Source organism: Terrabacter sp. Root85 (genome assembly GCF_001429185.1).
Classification (GTDB): Bacteria; Actinomycetota; Actinomycetes; order Actinomycetales; family Dermatophilaceae; genus Terrabacter.
Window position 1 is genome coordinate 1 of sequence record NZ_LMIW01000001.1, and the last position, 18,832, is coordinate 18,832.

Genomic DNA, 18,832 nt, shown 5'->3' on the forward strand with positions numbered 1-18,832 from the left:
CTAGGGCGTGTCTCCTGAATGTGGGCACGGTCGGCTGTGATGGTTGATGCATGTCGCGTTCTGCCGTGCTGACCGATGCTCAGTGGGAGCTGATCGAACCGTTGATGCCGTCCTCGGATGGCAAGCGCGGCAACCGATTTCGTGACCACCGCACGATCGTGGAGGCCGTGGTGTACCGGTTCCGGACCGGGATCGCGTGGCGTGACCTGCCGGAGCGGTTCGGGCCCTGGCAGACGGTCTGGAAACGCCACCGCCGGTTCTCCGGGGACGGCACATGGGACCGGATCCACACCGCGCTGCTCGCGCACGCCGACGCGGTCGGGGAGATCGACTGGAACGTGAGCGTGGACTCCACGATCAACCGGGCCCACCAGCACGGCACGAACCTGACCCGCGTGACCCCGGCCATCGGGAGCACAGGGGGCTCTGTCGAATCACAAGAATCTGCTGCTCGAGCCGGCTGACCACGCGGTCGGCCGCTCCCGTGGCGGACTGAGCACGAAGATCCACCACCTCTGTGACGGCAACGGCCGCCCGCTCGTGCTGCTCCTGGGCCCCGGTCAAGCGAACGACTCGCCCATGTTTCCGAACCTGCTCAATGCGATTCGGGTGCCGCGCCTGGGCCCGGGACGGCCGCGGACCCGGCCCGACGCGGTGCTGGGCGACAAGGCGTACTCCTCGCGTGGCAACCGAGCTCTGCTTCGCTCGCGCGGCATCACGGCGGTCATCGCCGAACCGTCCGACCAGGTCGGGAACCGCAAACGCAAAGGGTCCAAGGGCGGCCGGCCTCCGGGCTTCGACGCTGAGGCGTACAAGGGCCGCAACGTCATCGAGCGCTCCTTCAACGTCCTCAAGCAGTGGCGCGGCCTGGCCACCAGGTACGACAAGCTCGCCCTGACCTACCGGGGCGGGGTCGTCCTCGGCGCGATTGTCACCTGGCTACGCGAACTGGGAGACACGCCCTAGNCTGGCCACCAGGTACGACAAGCTCGCCCTGACCTACCGGGGCGGGGTCGTCCTCGGCGCGATTGTCACCTGGCTACGCGAACTGGGAGACACGCCCTAGTCGGGGAGGGTGCGGAGCAGGTCGACGAGGGCGGCCTCGCCCGGGAGGTCGGGACGCACCGTGACACCTTCGCCCGCGTAGTAGAACGCCGCGTCGACGAGCGACGGGTCGACGCCGCGCAGCCGGGCGAAGGCGACGGCATACGCCGCGAGCTGGAGCGCGCGGACGGTTGCGTCGCGCCCGGTCGGCCTGGCACCCGTCTTCCAGTCGACGACCGTCCAACCGCCGTCGTCGCGAGGGAAGACGGCGTCGACCCGGCCGCGGACGGCGATCCCGTCGATGACCGTCTCGATCGACATCTCGATCTCCTCGGGGATGCGGTCGGCCCACTCGCTGGCGAGGAAGCGCTCCTTCATCCCGTCCAGGTCGCCGTCGTCGGCCGCCCCCTCGTCGGCGCTGCCCGGGAGGTCGAGCAGGTCGACGAACGCGGCGCGAGCGTAGTGCTCCTCGATCCACGCGTGGAAGGCCGTGCCCTGCCGCGCGGCGACGGCCGGCGGGCTCGGCATCGGACGGCGGAGGGACATCGCGAACGCCTCCGCGTCCCGGGCCAGCGAGACGACCGCGGACGCCGAGAGGTGGCGCGGGACGTCGACGACGGACTCATCACGAGACCGCCGGGCCGCCTGCTCGGCGAGCAGGATGCGGAGGTCGTCGACGCGCGGATCCCCTTGCGGCACGGTGGGACCCGCGTCGACGAGGGCGGCGATCCGTCGGTGCGCGTCGAGCAGGCCTGCGCGCCTCGCCCCCATCGGGTCGTGGGGCCACAGCTGTGAGATCGGGACGGCGAGGTGCGGGTTGGTCGGCGCCGACGCCTTGCCCTTGTCGTCGAGGACCGGCTCGGGGTCCGGCGCCCAGGCGGTGCGCACGACGGACCCGGGCAGGGTCTCCTCGACCTCGGTCAGGAAGCGCGACGGCACCGACAGGGTCTTCTTCGTGGCACCCCAGAGGTGGGTCGTCAGGAGCATCGAGGCGCGTGCGCGGGTCAGCGCGACGTAGGCGAGGCGCCGCTCCTCGGCCACGGCATGCCGCCCGCCGTCGAGGACGAACGCGTCGATGGCAGCGCTGAGCGCCTTGCGGTCGGGCACCCCGCGCCAGTCGAGGTGCGGCAGGCCGGCTCGGTCGCCGCGCAGGTCGTAGGGCAGCGAGTCGAGCCCGATGAGCCAGCCCTTGTCCTTGACGTCACCCGAGCAGGAGTATGCCGTGGGCTCGCTCTCGGCGACGGGCGCCACCGCGGTCGCGCCGTGCGCCGGGAAGACTCCCTCGACGAGGGTCGGGATGGCGACGACGTCCCACTCGAGCCCCTTGGCCGCGTGCACGGTCAGGACCTGGACGGCGTCGGCGTCGGACTCGGTGTGCCCGGCGTCGAGGCCGCGCTCCTGGTCGCGGGCGGCGTCGAGCCAGCTGAGGAAGCCGGACAGGGTGGGTCGATCGGCAGTCGTGGCATAGCGCGCCGCGACGTCGGCGAAGGCGTCGAGGTGCACGCGGGCGGTCGAGGCCGTGTGCTCGGGCCGCGAGAGCACCTCGATGTCGAGCCCGATGGCGACCTCGGCCTCGGCGACGAGGTCGACGAGGGGCAGCGCCGTGAGCCGACGGAGCCGCCGCACGACGTCGCCGAGGTCGTGCAGCCGGGCCAGCGCCTCGTCGCCGATGCGGGCGCCGTCGCGTCCGGTCCACCCGGCGCGAGGCAGGTCGTCGAGGGCCTCGACGAGCGTGGCGGTGTCGGCGCTGTCGGCCGCGAGGTCGGAGCCCCGGCGGTCATCGGCTGATGCCGTGCCGCCATCGGCACCCGCCACCTCCGCCACGACGCCGTCCGCCGGGGCGCCGTCGCCCGTGGGTGGCCGGCCTCCGGAGGGCCCGGATCCCGGGCTCCGCTGCGCGGCGACTGCGCCGGGGCTGCCGGCCGCCGGCTGGTCGGGTGCGGTCGAGGTGGCGGCCCCGACGCGGGGCGTTCGCCGGTGCAGCTCACGCGCCCACGCCCACAGCCCGGCCAGGTCGGCCGCGCCGAGGCGGACGACGGGCCCGGTCAGCAGGCGCATCAGCTGGTCGCCGCGGCTGGGGTCCTGCACCACCCAGAGGGCGGCGACGAGGTCGCTGACCTCGGGGGTGACGAGCAGGCCACCGAGGCCGACGACCTCGACGGGCAGCTGGTGGCGGCGCAGCGCCTCGAGGACGACGGGGAAGGTCGAGCGTCGCCGGCACAGCACGGCCGCGCTGCGGCCGGTGCGCCGGCCGCTCGGGCTGAACCAGTGCGCGGCGATCCAGGCGGCGAGGTGGTCGGCCTCCTCCTCGGCGGTCCCGAGCCGGGCCACCTCGATCGTCCCCACCCCGGCGCCCGGCCGAGGCCGCAGCGGCTGCACGTGCTCGGTCGCGAGCGGCGCGGCCACGGCGTTGGCCGCATCGAGGATGAGCGAGTCGTTGCGCCAGCTCGTCGACAGCGGCAGGACGTCGGCGGGGCCCTCGTCGCCGCCGAACTCGGACGGGAAGCGCAGCAGGGTGGTGGCGCTCGCGCCACGCCAGCCGTAGATCGACTGGTTGGGGTCGCCGACGGCGGTCAGCGCCACCCCGGGGTGGTGGAAGAGCGAGCGGAGCAGCTCGAGCTGCGCCTCGGACGTGTCCTGGAACTCGTCGAGCAGCACGGCCCGGAACCGCTCGCGCTCGATCTCGCCGACGGCCGGCACCGAACGGGTGAGCCGGGCCGCGATGGCCATCTGGTCGGCGAAGTCGAGGGACTCGCGCTCGCGCTTGAGCGCGAGGAAGGCCTCGACGATCGGCAGGACCGTGCGGCGCTCGCGCAGGACGGCGACCGCGTCTCGCGCGGCGGTGAGCGACCCACGGCCTTCGCCGTCGGGCAGGGCGTCGAGGCGCGCGAGCACGGCGTCGAGGTGGTCCATCACGTCGACGGGCGTGCGCACGTGCTCGGCCATCTCGCCGGCGAGCGCCATGACGGCCTGGATGACGGTCGCCTCGCTCTTGACGACGTCGTCCATCGGGCCGTCCCAGCGCGACACCGCCTCGGCAGCCAGCTGCCACGCCCCGGCCTCGGTGAGGATGCGGAACTCCGGCTCGATGCCCACCCGGAGGGCGTGCTCGCGGACGAGCCGGCCGGCATACGCGTGGTAGGTGGAGACGGTCGGCGTGCCGCCGAGCACCTCGGCGCCCGTGCCGTCGTCGGCGGGCGGCGTCCAGATGCCGGCCCGCTCGAGGCCTCGCAGGCGCTTGGCGATGCGCTGGGAGAGCTCGGCCGCGGCCTTGCGGGTGAAAGTCAGGCCGAGCACCTGGTCGGGGTCGACGAGGCCGTTGGCGACGAGCCACACGACGCGCGCCGCCATCGTCTCGGTCTTGCCCGAGCCCGCGCCGGCGACGACGAGCAGCGGGCGGGCACCCGCCTCGATGACGGCGGCCTGCTCGGCCGTGGGCGGCGGCATCTCGAGCGCCGTCGCGATGTCGAACGCACTGTGCGCCACCGTCGTCGCGGGGCGCGCCTCGGTCGTCGTCACAGGGCGTCTCCCTCGGGCTGGACGGGGCACGACGACCGCACCGGGCAGGTCTCGCAGGCCTTGCCCTGCGCAGCCCGGAACTCGGCCGCCCCCATCCCCTCGGCGGTCTGCTGCACGAGCGTCCGTGCCCACGTCGGGTCGTCGCTGCTCGCGAGCGGTGGCTGTGGCAGCAGGCTCGGCTTGAGCCCGGAGAGCCCTCCCTTGCCGATGAAGGCGAGCGCCGCCCCGGCACTGCGGTCTCCGAGCGCGGGGAACCCGCCTTCCTCGACGGCCACCTGGTAGGCCCCGAGCTGGCCGTGCTGGGCCAGCTCGGCCTTGGTCGGCTTGGTCTTGCCGGTCTTGAGGTCGACGATGCGCAGGCGACCCTCGGCGTCGCGCTCGATGCGGTCGACGCGCCCGGCCACGACGGCGCGCCCCACCTCGACCCGGAAGTCGGACTCGATCCCGACGCGCTCCCAGTCGCGCTCGGCGGCGGACCGGTAGGCCACGAACCGCGCCACCATGTCGTGCGCCTCCTGGTGGGTGCGGTCGGTGACCCAGCCGGGCTTGAGCCCCAGGCGTCCCCACCGTGCGTCGACCTCGTGCTTCAGCACCTCGAGCGGCGCGTCGGGCAGCTCGGCGACGATGTCGTGGACGAAGGTGCCGACGGAGGCTGCGCCGAGGGAGACGCCCTCGCCACCGACCGACGTGAGGAACCAGCGCAGCCCGCACTCGGCGAAGTAGGTGACCTTCGACGGCGACACGGGCACCGGCTCGTCGGGTCGGCGCACGGGACGCTCGCTCGTGACCGACCGGAGCGCCCACCACGAGGTCGGGTCGGCCCCGCGCACGCCCTCGCGCGCCGCGGCTGCGAGCAGGTTGAGGGCCGGCTCGGCGACGCCCGGGTCGGGGCTGACGGCCTCGCGCCTCAGCTCTCCGACGAGCCCCGGCAGGGTCATGGTGCGCGCCACCTCGGAGTGCGGGCGCACCTCGTCGGCCAGACGCGTCGTGGCAGGCGGGTCGACGAGGTCGAGGTAGACCGACGGCTGCTCGTCCTCGTTGCCGACGGCGGTGACGAGCAGCCGCTCGGTGGCGCGGGTGACGGCGACGAGGAAGAGGCGCGTCTCGTCGTAGCGCACCGCGGCCTGGGCGGCGCGGAAGCCGAGCGGCCGCTGGGCGACGACGTCGACGAGGTCCTCGGACCCGAGGACCGAGCCGCGCAGGCGCAGGTCGGGCCACACGCCCTCCTGGACCCCCGCGACGACGACGATGCGCCACTGCCGGCCGGCGGCGGTCTGCGGCGTCAGCAGCGCGACCCGGCCCCCGGACTGACCGCCGACGAGCAGGGTGTCGCCGGGGACGTCCTGACCCTGGATGTGCTCGAGGAACTTGTCGGGGCCGGCGGTCGGCAGCCGGTCGACGAACGCGCCCGCCGCGTCGAAGAGCGCGAGCACGGCGTCGAGATCGCGGTCGGCCCGCTCGCCCGACGTGCCTCCGGAGAGCGCCTGTCGCCGCCACCCGTCGGCGACCCCCGCGCCCTGCCAGATGGCCCAGAGCACGGACTCGGCCGTGACCCCGCGCGCCCACCGGCCGTCGTCGGCGACGCGCGCCGCCGCGGCGCCGGCGGCGAGCGCCGTCGCGATGCGTTCGGCGGGCCGGGCGGTCGACCCGAGCATCCGGGCGCGGGGCTGCGACTGGAGCAGCTCGGCGAGCAGCTCGTCGCTGGACCGCCCACCGCCAGAGGCGAGCTCGTCCTGTCGGAGCAGCCGTCGCAGTCGTCGCAGCCCGACGGTGTCGCTCCCCCCGACGGGGGACAGCACGAGGTCGGCGGCCCGCACGGGGTCGATGACGTGGGTGTGGCCGCGGTGCTCGGCGCGAGCGATGGCGATGCTCTCGTCGAGCAGGTGCAGCAGCGGGCGCACCGCGCTCTCGTCGCGGACCGGAGTCTCGGCGCTGCCGGCCTGGACCGGCACCCCGGCCTGCCCGAGCAGGCGACGCATCGCGTCGGCGCGGCCCGATCCGCGCACGATGACGGCCATGTCGGTCCAGGGCACGCCCTCGACGAGGTGCGCCCGGCGCAGCAGGGCCGCGACGTGAGCCGTCTCCTGGGCGGCGGAGCGCAGCAGGGCCACCTCGACGGTGCCCCGCGACGGGTCGCCGGTCGCCGACGACATCCGGCGCTGCTCGCCGCCGCCGAGCGCCCCGATGCGCCGCGAGACCCGGTCGGCCACCCCCACCATGGCCGCGCCGAGCCGGTGGGTCCGGTCAAGGACGACGGTCTCGCTCGCACCGTCACCGGCGTCGTCGATGAGGTCGAAGAGCCCGCCGACGAAGCGGGGGTCGCGCCCGCTCCCCGCGAGGTCGGTCCAGCCGTCGGCGAGGAAGCGCGGGTCGGCGCCGCGGAAGGTCTGGACGGCGACGTCGGGATCGCCGAGGAGGACCACCCGAGGGCCACCGGCGCGGGCGACGACGCGCAGCAGCCGCGCCGCTGCCGACGTCAGCTCCTGAGCGTCGTCGACGACGACGAGGCGGATGCGCTCGTGCAGCCGGTCGAGTGCCGACGGGTCGTCGTCGAGCAGCTCGGCCACCGCGGTGAGCACCCACGCGGGGTCGTAGGAGCCGTGCCGGCTGAACGAGGTGACCTGGTCGTACTCGCGCAGCACGTGCGCCGCCGCAGCCCACTCGGGCCGGTCGTGCTCGTCGGCGAGCCGAGCGAGATCGTCGGGGCCCTGCCCCAGCTCGACCGAGCGCATGAGCAGGTCGCGCAGCTCGTTGCGGAAGCCGCGGGTCGTCAGCGCCTCGCGCAGCTGCTCAGGCCATGCCGGCCCGCGCACCTCCCCCGACGCGTGCCCGGCGAGCAGGTCGCGCAGGATGACGTCCTGCTCGGGGCCGTTGAGCAGCCGGGGCGGTGGGTCGCCGCGCAGCGCCGCCTCGGCCCGGAGCACCCCGAAGCCGAAGGCCTGCCACGTCCGGGCGAGCGACTCGGTGGACGTGCCGCCGAGCCGCGCCGTGACCTGCTGGCGCAGCGCGCCGGCCGCGCTGCGGCTCGAGGTGAGCACGAGGCACGAGTCGGCCCGCAGCCCCTGACGGCGCACGGCGTCGACGACGAGCTCGACCGCGACGGTCGACGTGCCGGTGCCCGGCCCGCCGAGGACCCGCAGCACCCGGGCCGAGGAGTCGAGCGCGGCCTGCTGCCGCTCGTCGAGCCGCACCTGCGCCGGGGCGAGGGCGGGAGCTCGACGGAGGATGACCACCGGAGGATTCCATCACGCCCGACCGACACCCGCGCACGACCCGATGGCGTATGCCGTCCGCCCCGTCCCGGCGGACGCGCCCCGCTCCTGCCTCGGCGGGGCCCAGGCCCTCGGTGACGCGACCTCGACCCAGCCGCCCGCGGCGCGAGCGGGCACGCGAAGGGCCCGCGACGGCATACGCCATCCCGGGCCCCGTGCGGTGCTTCAGGCCGTCACCTGACGTCGAAGCGGTCGGCCTCCATGACCTGCGACCAGGCAGCGACGAAGTCGTGGACGAACTTCTCGGCGGCGTCGTCGCTCGCGTAGACCTCGGCGAGGGCGCGCAGCTCGGAGTTGGAGCCGAAGAGCAGGTCGACGCGGCTGCCGGTCCACGTCTGCTCGCCGGCGGCGTTCGTCGCGGTGAACGTGTCGCCGCCCTCGTTCGCAGCGGTCCACGTCGTGCCGAGCTCGAGCAGGTTGACGAAGAAGTCGTTCGTCAGCGTGCCGACGCGGTCGGTGAGGACACCGGTCGTCGAGCCACCGGTGTTGGCGCCGAGGACGCGCAGCCCGCCGACGAGGACCGTCATCTGCGGGGCCGAGAGGCCGAGCAGGTTGGCGCGGTCGACGAGGAGGTACTCGGCCGGCACGCGGCCGGGCTTGCCGACGTAGTTGCGGAAGCCGTCGTGCCTCGGCTCGAGGTAGCCGAACGACTCGACGTCGGTCTGCTCCTGCGTGGCGTCGACGCGGCCGGCGCGGAAGGGCACCTCGACCGTGACGCCGCCTGCGGCAGCGGCCTGCTCGACCGCGACGTTGCCGCCGAGGACGATGAGGTCGGCGACCGACACGGTGGCCCCGCCGCGACCGTTGAAGTCGGCCTGGATGCCCTCGAGGGCGCGCAGGACGGTCGCGAGCTCGGCCGGGTCGTTGACGTCCCAGCCGCTCTGCGGCTCGAGGCGCACGCGGGCACCGTTGGCGCCGCCGCGCTTGTCGCTGCTGCGGAAGGTCGACGCGGACGCCCACGCGGCCTTGACGAGCTGGGTGACGGTGAGGTCGGAGTCGGCGATGGCCTGCTTGAGGGTCGCGACGTCGTCGGCGCCGATCGCCTGACCGGTGGCTGCGGGCAGCGGGTCCTGCCAGAGCAGCTCCTCCTGCGGCACCTCGGGGCCGAGGTAGCGCTCCACCGGGCCCATGTCGCGGTGGGTCAGCTTGAACCACGCGCGGGCGAAGGCGTCGGCGAACTCGGCGGGGTTCTCGTGGAAGCGGCGGGAGATCTGCTCGTAGGCCGGGTCGACCCGGAGCGACAGGTCGGTCGTCAGCATCGTGGGCAGTCGCTTGGCGCCGCCCTCGTCGGGCGCCGGGATGATGGCCTCGGCGTCCTTGGCGACCCACTGGGCCGCGCCGGCGGGGCTCTGGGAGAGCTCCCACTCATGGCCGAAGAGCATGTCGAAGAAGGTGTTGTCCCACTGCGTCGGCGTGGGCGTCCACGTGACCTCGAGGCCTGAGGTGATCGCGTCCTTGCCCTTGCCCGAGCCGAAGGACTGCTTCCAGCCCAGGCCCTGCTCCTCGAGGCCGGCGGCCTCGGGCTCCTTGCCGACGTACTCCAGCGGGTCGGCCGCGCCGTGCGTCTTGCCGAAGGTGTGGCCACCGGCGATGAGGGCGACGGTCTCCTCGTCGTTCATCGCCATGCGGGCGAAGGTCTCGCGGATGTCGCGGGCCGCGGCGAGCGGGTCCGGGTTGCCGTTGGGGCCCTCGGGGTTGACGTAGATGAGGCCCATCTGGACCGCGGCGAGGGGGTTCTCGAGGTCACGGTCACCGGTGTAGCGCTCGTCGCCGAGCCACTCGGCCTCCGAGCCCCAGTAGACGTCGGCGTCAGGCTCCCAGACGTCCTCGCGTCCGCCGCCGAACCCGAACGTCTCGAAGCCCATCGTCTCGAGGGCGACGTTGCCGGTGAGGACCATGAGGTCGGCCCACGAGAGCTTCTGGCCGTACTTCTTCTTGACCGGCCACAGCAGGCGGCGGGCCTTGTCGAGGTTGCCGTTGTCGGGCCAGGAGTTGAGCGGGGCGAAGCGCTGCTGGCCGGAGCCCGCGCCGCCGCGACCGTCCTGCACGCGGTAGGTGCCCGCGCTGTGCCAGGCCATGCGGATCATGAAGGGGCCGTAGTGGCCGAAGTCGGCGGGCCACCAGTCCTGCGAGTCGGTGAGCACGGCGGCGATGTCGGCCTTGACGGCGGCGAGGTCGAGGCTGGTGAAGGCCGCGGCGTAGTCGAAGTCGTCACCGAGCGGGTTGGCGACCGCGGGGTTCTTGGAGAGGATCTTGAGGTCGAGGCGGTTGGGCCACCAGTCCTCGTTGCTCGTGCCCGCGGGGCGGGTCGACCGGTCGTGGGCCACGGGGCACTTGCTGGCCTCGGGCTCGTTCATCTCGCCGACTTCGGCGTTGGGCTGGTTGAGCTCAGACACGAGGACGTCCTTCTCTTTCTGGGGTGGGCAACTTCAGGAGGCGGCCTCGGCGGCGCACGCAGGGCAGATGCCCCAGTACGTCACCTCGGCCTCGTCGATCACGAATCCGTGAGGGTCGGATGCCGTGAGGCAGGGGGCGTGGCCGACGGCGCAGTCGACGTCGGCGATGGCACCGCACGAGCGGCACACCACGTGGTGGTGGTTGTCGCCGACACGCACCTCGTAGCGGGCGACGGAGCCCGTCGGCTGGATGCGGCGCACGAGACCGGCGTCGGTGAGGGCGCGCAGGACGTCGTAGACGGCCTGGTGGGACACGTCGCCGGCGACCTCGCGGACGCGGCGGATGACGGTGTCGGTGTCGGTGTGCGGGTGGTCGTGCAGGACCGAGAGGACGGCGACGCGCTGGCGCGTGACGCGCAGACCCGCCTCGCGCAGCTGCACCTCGACGTCGGCTCCGGTCATGTCCCGAGTCTCCCGACTTGTCTGGAACAAATCAAGTCTTGACCACTCTCTGGCGACCGAGCCGGTAGAGGTGCCAGGCCACTGCGGCCATCCAGATCGGCAGCAGGACCCCGTAGACGACGTAGAACCCCTCGACGACCGTGCGCAGCGCCTCGGCCGCGATCCCGAGCACCCCGGCGACCACCCCCAGCCAGGCCACCCAGCGAGGGAAGACCCCCCGCAGCATGACGACCGAGACGAGGAGCAGGCCCACGGTCGTCAGGGGCCCGACGACCGACGTCGTGCGGTTCTGGGCGATGAGCGTCTCGGCCGCTGTCGCGAGGGCGAGCCGACGCGCGGGCCCGGCCACGGCGAACTGGTCGCTGAGGTGGACGAGGGCCGGTGCGCCCGTCGTCGTCGTGGGGATCGTCAGGGTGAGTGCCCAGGCTCCGCCACCGATGGCCGTGCCCAGGGCGGCCAGGCTCCGGTCGAGGTGCTTGAGCGCCGGGAAGAGCGACAGGTAGACCACCGCGGCGAAGACTCCCGGGACGAGCCACAGCTGCTGCTGGACGACGTAGAGCGATCGGTGCGCGGCGATGTGGGCGAGCGTGGCCTCGCCGCCCTCGGTGGGCGCGGCCGGAGCCGCCACGGCCAGGACGATGCCGGCCGTCACCATGACGACGAAGACACCGGCGCAGACCCCACCGATCCGGTAGAGGCGGGCCCACGACGGGTCCGCCCCCGTCACCGCGGTGCTCGCGCTGCCCGGCGCCGAGGCATACGTGGACGTGACCATCGGACCGTCTCCTTGGTGACCTGGCTGACGACGTGGCGTCACCCTCGTGAGCGACCCACAGCCACGGGCCGCTCTCCCACCCTCACGCGCCGCGGCCCCGACCGGCAGGGCCGAAGGTCCCGGCAGGGGTCCCGACGTCCGGACGGGCCCGTGCGTCCGGGATCCGGCGTCAGGTGTCAGCCGCGACGACCTCGACCTCGAAGCCCTCGCCGCTCTCGAGGTAGGCGGCGTAGTGCTGCGGGCCACCGGCATACGGGTGGGTGTCGGCGAACATCAGCGTCCAGCCGCCCTCGCCGCAGGCGTCGACGAGCGCGTCGACCTCGGCGCGCGAACCGCCATGGAAGGCAAGGTGGTTCAGGCCCGCGCGGGTGCGCTCATGGCGTCCGGCGACGACGTCGGGCCCGGCCTCGACGACGACGTAGAGCGAGCCGAGCTCCCACGCCTGTCCGTGCCCCCAGTCGTCACCGAGGTGGTAGCCGAGTCGTCCGAGCAGCCAGCCCCACTCGCGCGTGGCAGCGGTGATGTCGTCGACCCAGATCTCGATGTGGTGCAGGCCGCCGCGCGGCACCGCTCCCCCGGCGGCACCGGACGCCGCCGGCGCTCCGCCGAAGTCCCAGCGCGCGCGGCCCATGTCGGCGCGGCCACCCTCGACGAGCCCGCCCACCATGGGCGTCCCCTCGGCCCGCCAGTGCTCGAGGGCCTCGTCGTCGAGCCCCTGCGGCGGCCGACCGTCGGAGCGGATGACCCGCCACCACGGCAGGTCGGACCCGTAGCGGCTCATCACGGTGCCGACCGTGCGCGGACCCATGCCGCCGAGACGCTTGGCGATGTCGCCGTAGGCGAGCACCCGCCCCTCGGGGATGGTCGCGACGAGGTCGAGCACGCGCTCGGCGAGGTCCTCCAGCGGCACGGGCGTCCTCTCAGTACTCGGGTTGGCTCGGGTCGATCTCCCGGAGGTAGGCGAGTATGCCGCCCTCGACGTTCGCGACGTCCGTGAGCCCCGCGCGGAGCGCGAGCCGCGTCGCCTCGGCCGATCGGCCACCCACCTTGCAGTGGATGAGCACCCTTCTGTCCGTGGGCAGCTCGTCGAACGCCTCCCCGGACCGGAAGCGGTCGAGGTGGATCGCGACGGCGCCGGGGATCGAGGCGATGGCCCGCTCCTCGTCACCGCGCACGTCGACGAGCAGGGGCGGCTCGTCGGCGGCGAGCTCGCCCACCATGTCGTGGACGGTGACCGTCGGCAGGTCGCCCTCGTCGTGGGCGGCGGCACCGGGCACGCCGCAGAACTCGACGTAGTCGATGAGCTCGGTGACGGTCGGCTCGTCGCCGCAGACCGGGCACTCGGGGTCGGCCCGGACCGTCAGGGTGTCCCAGGTCTGGCGCAGCGCGTCGTGGACCACGAGCCGGCCGACGAGCGGCTCGCCGATGCCGAGCAGGAGCTTGATCGCCTCGGTCGACTGGATCGACCCGATGGCGGCGCACAGGACCCCGAGCACGCCGCCCTCGGCGCAGCTCGGCACCGAGCCGGGTGGCGGCGGGTCGGGGAAGACGCAGCGGTAGCACGGCCCCTGACCGGCCCACCACACCGAGACCTGGCCATCGAAACGGAGGATCGAGCCCCACACGTGCGGCTTGCCGAGCATGACGCAGGCGTCGTTGACGAGGTAGCGGGTCGGGAAGTTGTCGGTGCCGTCGACGACGAGGTCGTAGTCGCCGATGATCCCCAGGGCGTTGGCCGAGTCGAGCGCGACGTCGTGTCGGACCACCTCGACGTGCGGGTTGACGCGGTGGACGGCGGCCTCCGCGGACTCGGTCTTGAGTCGACCGATGTCGGCGTCCGAGTGGATGACCTGGCGGTGGAGGTTCGTGAGGTCCACGACGTCGGCGTCGACGACCCCGATCGTGCCGACCCCCGCGGCGGCGAGGTAGAGCAGCGCGGGCGACCCGAGACCACCGGCACCGACGACGAGCACCCGGGCGGCCGCCAGGCGCTCCTGTCCGTCCCGGCCCACGTCGGGCAGCAGCACGTGGCGGGCGTACCTCGTCGTCTCGGCCTTGCTGAGCGCCCGACCCGTCTTGACCAGCGGATCCGTCGACATGCCCTCACCGTACTGCTCGGTATGGTGAGACGGACACGGTCGTCTGCGGGGGCGGACGCCGAGGACCGACGAGCAACGCGCCCACACCCGAAGAGGATCCGCATGGCAGACGAGACCACCCCGCCGGGCCGCGGCCAGCGGCTGCCCCGATCGGAGCGGCGCGCCCAGCTGCTCGACGCCGCTCTCGGCGTCTTCGTCGAGAACGGCTACCACGCTGCCGCGATGGACGACATCGCCGCGCGGGCCGGGGTGTCCAAGCCGGTGCTCTACCAGCACTTCCCCGGCAAGCTCGAGCTCTACCTCGCGCTCATCGACCAGCACACCGGCGAGCTCGAGCAGCTCGTTCGCGACGCCCTGGCCCTGTCGGACAACAAGGCCCGCATCAACACGATGACGCGCGCCTACTTCGACTTCGTCGGCCAGGAGGGCGCGGCGTTCCGGCTCATCTTCGAGTCCGACCTCGCCAACGAGCCCGAGGTGCGCCGCCGTCTCGACCAGATCGACCTCACGTGCGCCGAGGCGATGGCCGAGATCATCCGCAGCGAGACCTCGATGGACCAGGAGGAGGCCGTCCTCGTCGGCGTGGCCTTCGTCGGCCTGGCGCAGACGTCGGCCCGCCACTGGCTGACCCACGAGGCGACGCTCTCCAAGGAGACGGCCGTGCGCCTCACCGCTGCGCTCATCCGCCGCGGCTTCGGTGCGTTCCCGGTCGTCGGACGGGGCGACGGCCGCGGCGACGAGGGCGACAGGCCCGGCGGCGCGGCCAGGGAATCGGTCGGCACGCCGGCTCGTTAAGGTGACGACAGGACGCGGTCGACCGCGTCCACCAGAACTGAGAAAGCAGGTTTGACGTGGAGGTCCGCATCGGCGTGCAGAACGTGGCACGCGAGATCACCTTCGAGACGACCCAGAGCAGCGACGAGATCTTCGCCGCCGTCAAGGCGTCGCTCGGCTCCGAGGCCCTCGAGCTGACCGACGACAAGGGCGGTCGCATCATGGTCCCGTCCGCCTCGATCGGCTACGTGACGACGGGTGCCGAGCGCAAGTCGGGCGTCGGCTTCGGCGCTCATTGAACGCGTCCGAGGAGCACGACCCCGCCGACATTCCCGATACCGGCCACGGCGACCGCCGCGACCCGCCGGAGGACCACAGCCCGAGGACGGGCCGTCCAGGCATGACGAAGGCCGCCAACCACCACGGTCGGCGGCCTTCGTCATGCCCGCCGAGCCGGCGTCCCGACACGTCCTCCGTCGGGGTGTGGCCCGGAGCGACCATGCGGGTACAAGGTGGAGGAACGAGCCGGGATCGCCGGGTCGTCGCCGCCCGTCCTGCGGGCTCGAAGGAGGAAGCGTAGACATGATCGGAACCATCCTTGCCGCCCTCGTCGCGGGTGCGATCGTGGGACCGCTCGCCCGGCTGGTGCTCCCCGGGAAGCAGGACATGAGTGTCCTGCTCACCGTCATCCTCGGTGCCATCGGCTCCCTGATCGGCGCGTTCATCTACTACAAGGCCACCGGTGTCAACGACACCAAGGGGATCGACTGGATCTCCGGCCTGATCGGCGTCGTCGTCGCAGCCGCGCTCATCGTCGGCTACGGCATGATCACCGGCAACCGCCAGACGCGCTGATGCTTTCGGACGGGCTCCCGACCCGGGTCGCTCGTCCCCTTCGTCCCCTCGCGGGCGAATCCCCGTGGAATTGGCAGGCGCCACATCCACCACACCAGCCCCACGCGATGGGACATTGATCTCGTCGCATGTGTTGTCCGCACCCCTCGCGGACCAAGCGGTCGCCCCTGTGGCGGCCAGAAGGAGCGTCACATGATCGGAACAATCATCGGGGCCATCATCGTCGGTGCCATCATCGGTGCACTCGGCCGTCTGATCCTCCCCGGCAAGCAGAACATCTCGCTCGTCGTGACGATCCTCATCGGCATCGTCGCCAACGTCCTCGTGACGTTCGTCGTGCGCCAGCTCGGCTACTCCAACAACTCAGGCATCGCGTGGATCCCGCTGATCCTCGGCGCCATCGTGGCGGCGATCATCATCGTTCTCTACGGCCGCATGAGCCACAAGTCGGTCTGACCGACCGCACGACCGAAGGGCCCGACCGCACGCGGTCGGGCCCTTCGGCATGTCCGCCCACCGCGTGGCGTATGCCGTGTCGCCCGGTCCGAGGGACCGCGGCCTCCGTCGGTGGCCGGGAGGGCGGCATACGCCCCCTCAGGCCGACAGGCCGAGGCGCTCCATCCGGCGGGAGTGCTCGTCGGTGAGACGGGCGAACATGCGGCCGAGCTCGGCCAGGTCGGCCCCGGCGCGCCCGGGGGCCCCGACGAGGATGCTGGCCAGCGCGTCCCGCTCGACGCCGACGCGCTGGGCCTGGGTGATGGCCTCGCCGACGAGACGACGGCCCCAGAGCGCGAGCCGGCCCGCGAGGCGCGGGTCGGCGGCGATGGCCTCGCGGACGACGGTGACCGCGAAGTCGGCCTGACCGGTGTCCTCGAGGACGCTGACGACGAGCGCGCGCGTGTCCTCGTCGACGTAGCGCGAGATCTCGCGGTAGAAGTCCTGGGCGATGCCCTCGCCGACATAGGCCTTGACGAGTCCCTCGAGGAAGTCGGAGGCTGCCGTGCGCTCGTGGAAGGCGTCGACCGCCGGCACGAACGGCTCCATGGCCGACTCCGGCTCGACGCCGAGGGACTGGAGGCGCTCGGTGAGCACCGAGTAGTTCTTCAGCTCGTGGGCGGCGAGGACGGCGAGCGCCGACTTGTGATGCAACGTGGGCGCGAGATCGGCGTCCTTGGCCAGCTGGCTGAAGGCACGCAGCTCGCCGTACGCGAGCGCACCGAGCAGGTCCGTGACGGCGGCGAGGTAGCCGGGCTCGTCGGTGCTCTCCTCGCGGCTCCCATGGTCCGTGTCGACCTGGGGTCCGGGCGTCGCGTCGTCGCTCATGCGCCCAATCTAGTGAAGGAGTTCGGGCGTTCTGCCCGCATGCCGGTAGACTGGGCTTGACAACTCGGTGCCCGGTCGGCCCGATGGTTTGCCCAGATGGTGCTCGCGGAGTCCCCGCGCACCGGTGGAGCCCGCACCGCGTCCAAGCAGTGCGAGAGCCACCCACCGTCCCTGACAGTCTCCGATCGGCCCGTCACGCGCCACTGAGCTCCCGCACCGTCGGGGTGCTCGTGCCGATCGAGAGATGCCCATGACCCAGCCCCACGAGACCCCCGCCGACGCGGGGGTCGCCACGGACGCGCCCGAGCCCACCGTCGCCGAGACGGTCGCGGACACGGCTCCCGAGGCCCCCACCGAGTCGGCCGAGCCGCTCACCCCCGCGGCCGAGGAGCCGGTCGCCCCCGAACTGACCTTCGCCGACTTCGACGTCCACCCCGACATCGTCGCCTCGCTCGCCGAGCACGGGATCGTCCACCCCTTCCCCATCCAGGCGATGACGCTGCCGGTCGCCCTCGGTGGCCACGACATCATCGGCCAGGCCAAGACCGGCACCGGCAAGACCCTCGGGTTCGGCGTGCCGATCCTCAACCGCGTCCTCGCCCCCGGCGACGCCGGCTTCGACGAGCAGGCCCGTCCGGGCAAGCCGCAGGCCCTCGCCGTCGCCCCGACGCGCGAGCTCGCCGTCCAGGTCGCGAGCGATCTCGAGCGGGCGGGCCGCAAGCGCGGCGTCCGCGTCCTCACCGTCTACGGCGGCCGCGCCTACGAGCCGCAGATCGAGGCCCTCAAGAAGGGCGTCGAGGTCGTCGTCGGCACGCCCGGCCGCCTCATCGACCTGGCCAAGCAGGGTCACCTCGACCTGTCGCAGGCGCGCACCGTCGTGCTCGACGAGGCCGACGAGATGCTCGACCTCGGCTTCCTGCCGGACGTCGAGACCCTCATGTCGCTGACGCCGGCCTCGCGCCAGACGATGCTCTTCTCCGCGACGATGCCGGGAGCCATCGTGGCCCTCGCCCGTCGCTACATGTCCCAGCCGACGCACATCCGCGCGATGGGCGACGAGAACGAGAACGCCCACACGGTCAAGGCCGTCGAGCAGTTCGTCTACCGTGCGCACGCCATGGACAAGGTCGAGATGCTCTCGCGCATGCTCCAGGCCAACGGCCGAGGGCTGACGATCATCTTCAGCCGGACCAAGCGCACCGCCGCCAAGGTGTCCGACGAGCTCGTCGAGCGTGGCTTCGCGGCTGCCGCGATCCACGGTGACCTCGGGCAGGGTGCCCGCGAGCAGGCGCTGCGCGCCTTCCGCAACGGCAAGGTCGACATCCTCGTCGCCACCGACGTAGCGGCCCGCGGCATCGACGTCGAGAACGTCACGCACGTCATCAACTACCAGTGCCCCGAGGACGAGAAGACCTACCTGCACCGCATCGGCCGCACGGCCCGCGCCGGCAACACCGGTGTCGCGGTGACCTTCGTCGACTGGGACGACCTGCACCGCTGGGCGCTCATCAACAAGACGCTCGACCTCGGCATCCCCGAGCCGCAGGAGACCTACTCGAGCTCCGACCACCTCTACAGCGACCTCGACATCCCCACCGACGCCAAGGGCCGCCTGCGTCGCTCGCAGCAGAAGCTCGCGGGCCTCGGTGCCGAGGAGATCGAGGACCTCGGTGAGACGGGCAAGCGCCACGGCAAGTCCGGCGCGGGCGCCGGAGCCGGTCGCGGCGACCGTGACCGGGGTGAGCGCGGTGACCGCGGTGACCGTGGCGGCGACCGTGGGCGCTCGCGCTCCGACCGCGGCCGCGGAGACGCCGAGGCGAACGGCTCGTCCGGCTCGGCAGGCTCGTCCGACTCGTCCGACGCCGGTGAGACGCCGGCCGCCGAGGGTGGCGAGAGCCGCCCCCGCCGCAGCCGCAACCGCCGTCGCACCCGTGGCGCCGGCGCTGCAGCCGCCGGTGCCGCAGGCGAGGCCGGTGGCTCCGAGTCGTCGGCTCCTGCCGGCAACGGCCCCGACGGTGGGTCCGACGCCGCCGAGGGTGGGTCGCGTCCGCCGCGCCGTCGCCGTCGTGGCGGTGCCGGCCGCGGTGGTGCGGGTCACGGCGAGTCCGAGCCCGCGACAGCCGCTGCCGAGTGACGGCGCGACGTCGAGCCACATCGGCTGACGTCGCATCCAGCACGTGAGAGGCCCGGGCCGACACCACACGGTGTCCGCCCGGGCCTTCGCACACCCATGTGGCCGCCCGCACACCCGGTCGGGTCCACGCTGCGGTCAGCCCGGGTTGGCGTCGTGACGGGCTCCTACGCTGGGGCGAG

General features: G+C 73.1%; 15 protein-coding genes. 7 read left to right on the forward strand and 8 right to left on the reverse strand.

The genetic code is table 11. The features are described 5' to 3' along the window. The first annotated feature begins 50 nt into the window (after positions 1-50). Positions 51-966, forward strand: a protein-coding gene (locus ASE25_RS22595; protein WP_369793443.1) for an IS5 family transposase whose coding sequence is annotated in 2 segments (ribosomal slippage) — positions 51-400 and positions 399-966 — 918 coding nt in all. Because the reading frame shifts where the segments join, the coding sequence is not laid out codon by codon here. A gap of 96 nt (positions 967-1,062) precedes the next feature. Here the strand turns inward: ASE25_RS22595 and ASE25_RS00015 are convergent. Together ASE25_RS00015 and ASE25_RS00020 are read right to left on the reverse strand one after the other, a co-directional pair. Continuing rightward, positions 1,063-4,563, reverse strand: coding sequence for an ATP-dependent helicase (locus ASE25_RS00015; protein WP_056821885.1), 3,501 nt, complete (start codon positions 4,561-4,563; stop codon positions 1,063-1,065). Then, a complete protein-coding gene (locus ASE25_RS00020; protein WP_056821888.1) occupies positions 4,560-7,796 on the reverse strand; it encodes an ATP-dependent DNA helicase in 3,237 nt (1,078 codons plus the stop codon). The genes ASE25_RS00015 and ASE25_RS00020 overlap by 4 nt, the downstream gene beginning before the upstream one ends. Between ASE25_RS00020 and ASE25_RS22600 the strand changes: the two genes are divergently transcribed. Further along, positions 7,789-8,016 (forward strand): hypothetical protein, encoded by a 228-nt coding sequence (locus ASE25_RS22600; protein ID WP_157623272.1) that lies wholly within the window; start codon positions 7,789-7,791, stop codon positions 8,014-8,016. The two genes, ASE25_RS00020 and ASE25_RS22600, sit on opposite strands and share 8 nt — an antisense overlap. Here the strand turns inward: ASE25_RS22600 and katG are convergent. From katG to moeB, 5 genes are all read right to left on the reverse strand, one after another. Beyond that, complete coding sequence (gene katG / locus ASE25_RS00025; RefSeq protein WP_235508555.1) at positions 8,009-10,192, reverse strand: catalase/peroxidase HPI; 2,184 nt, start codon at positions 10,190-10,192, stop codon at positions 8,009-8,011. The two genes, ASE25_RS22600 and katG, sit on opposite strands and share 8 nt — an antisense overlap. A 72-nt stretch (positions 10,193-10,264) precedes the next feature. Then, positions 10,265-10,693, reverse strand: a complete 429-nt coding sequence (locus ASE25_RS00030) for a Fur family transcriptional regulator (RefSeq protein WP_056770740.1) — start codon at positions 10,691-10,693, stop codon at positions 10,265-10,267. Positions 10,694-10,724: 31 nt separating this feature from the next. Continuing rightward, entirely contained in the window at positions 10,725-11,468 is a 744-nt protein-coding gene (locus ASE25_RS00035) for a DUF4386 family protein (RefSeq protein WP_056821895.1), read from the reverse strand. Positions 11,469-11,637: 169 nt separating this feature from the next. After that, the gene (locus ASE25_RS22135) at positions 11,638-12,378 is read right to left on the reverse strand and encodes an MGMT family protein (RefSeq protein WP_082622614.1); all 741 of its coding nucleotides are present in this window, start codon (positions 12,376-12,378) and stop codon (positions 11,638-11,640) included. A 10-nt stretch (positions 12,379-12,388) separates the two neighbouring features. Beyond that, on the reverse strand, positions 12,389-13,567 hold the full coding sequence (moeB, locus tag ASE25_RS00045; RefSeq protein WP_056821898.1) for a molybdopterin-synthase adenylyltransferase MoeB: 1,179 nt from the start codon (positions 13,565-13,567) through the stop codon (positions 12,389-12,391). Between the two features lie 102 nt (positions 13,568-13,669). Between moeB and ASE25_RS00050 the strand changes: the two genes are divergently transcribed. The 4 genes from ASE25_RS00050 to ASE25_RS00065 all read left to right on the forward strand — a co-directional run bounded on the left by ASE25_RS00050 (position 13,670) and on the right by ASE25_RS00065 (position 15,652). After that, positions 13,670-14,362 (forward strand): TetR/AcrR family transcriptional regulator, encoded by a 693-nt coding sequence (locus ASE25_RS00050; RefSeq protein WP_056770750.1) that lies wholly within the window; start codon positions 13,670-13,672, stop codon positions 14,360-14,362. A 56-nt stretch (positions 14,363-14,418) separates the two neighbouring features. Next, entirely contained in the window at positions 14,419-14,640 is a 222-nt protein-coding gene (locus tag ASE25_RS00055; RefSeq protein ID WP_026864027.1) for a DUF3107 domain-containing protein, read from the forward strand. Between the two features lie 283 nt (positions 14,641-14,923). Further along, positions 14,924-15,196, forward strand: coding sequence for a GlsB/YeaQ/YmgE family stress response membrane protein (locus tag ASE25_RS00060; protein WP_056770754.1), 273 nt, complete (start codon positions 14,924-14,926; stop codon positions 15,194-15,196). A gap of 192 nt (positions 15,197-15,388) precedes the next feature. Then, positions 15,389-15,652 carry a GlsB/YeaQ/YmgE family stress response membrane protein gene (locus ASE25_RS00065; protein WP_056770758.1) on the forward strand — a complete coding sequence of 88 codons (264 nt, stop codon included), beginning with the start codon at positions 15,389-15,391 and terminating at the stop codon, positions 15,650-15,652. 138 nt (positions 15,653-15,790) lie between these two features. Here the strand turns inward: ASE25_RS00065 and ASE25_RS00070 are convergent, their stop codons facing one another. After that, entirely contained in the window at positions 15,791-16,519 is a 729-nt protein-coding gene (locus tag ASE25_RS00070) for a ferritin-like fold-containing protein (protein WP_056821907.1), read from the reverse strand. Positions 16,520-16,769: 250 nt separating this feature from the next. Here ASE25_RS00070 and ASE25_RS00075 point away from each other — a divergent pair, with 250 nt between their 5' ends. Beyond that, positions 16,770-18,653, forward strand: a complete 1,884-nt coding sequence (locus tag ASE25_RS00075) for a DEAD/DEAH box helicase (RefSeq protein WP_056821910.1) — start codon at positions 16,770-16,772, stop codon at positions 18,651-18,653. The last annotated feature ends 179 nt before the right edge of the window (positions 18,654-18,832 follow it).

Excerpts from the sequence above, each read along its gene's own strand:
- ASE25_RS22600 (WP_157623272.1), top strand. The coding sequence starts at position 7,789 with ATGACCACCGGAGGATTCCATCACGCCCGACCGACACCCGCGCACGAC.
- katG (WP_235508555.1), bottom strand. The coding sequence starts at position 10,192 with ATGAACGAGCCCGAGGCCAGCAAGTGCCCCGTGGCCCACGACCGGTCG.
- ASE25_RS00030 (WP_056770740.1), bottom strand. The coding sequence starts at position 10,693 with ATGACCGGAGCCGACGTCGAGGTGCAGCTGCGCGAGGCGGGTCTGCGC.
- ASE25_RS00035 (WP_056821895.1), bottom strand. The coding sequence starts at position 11,468 with ATGGTCACGTCCACGTATGCCTCGGCGCCGGGCAGCGCGAGCACCGCG.
- moeB (WP_056821898.1), bottom strand. The coding sequence starts at position 13,567 with ATGTCGACGGATCCGCTGGTCAAGACGGGTCGGGCGCTCAGCAAGGCC.
- ASE25_RS00050 (WP_056770750.1), top strand. The coding sequence starts at position 13,670 with ATGGCAGACGAGACCACCCCGCCGGGCCGCGGCCAGCGGCTGCCCCGA.
- ASE25_RS00060 (WP_056770754.1), top strand. The coding sequence starts at position 14,924 with ATGATCGGAACCATCCTTGCCGCCCTCGTCGCGGGTGCGATCGTGGGA.
- ASE25_RS00065 (WP_056770758.1), top strand. The coding sequence starts at position 15,389 with ATGATCGGAACAATCATCGGGGCCATCATCGTCGGTGCCATCATCGGT.
- ASE25_RS00070 (WP_056821907.1), bottom strand. The coding sequence starts at position 16,519 with ATGAGCGACGACGCGACGCCCGGACCCCAGGTCGACACGGACCATGGG.
- ASE25_RS00075 (WP_056821910.1), top strand. The coding sequence starts at position 16,770 with ATGACCCAGCCCCACGAGACCCCCGCCGACGCGGGGGTCGCCACGGAC.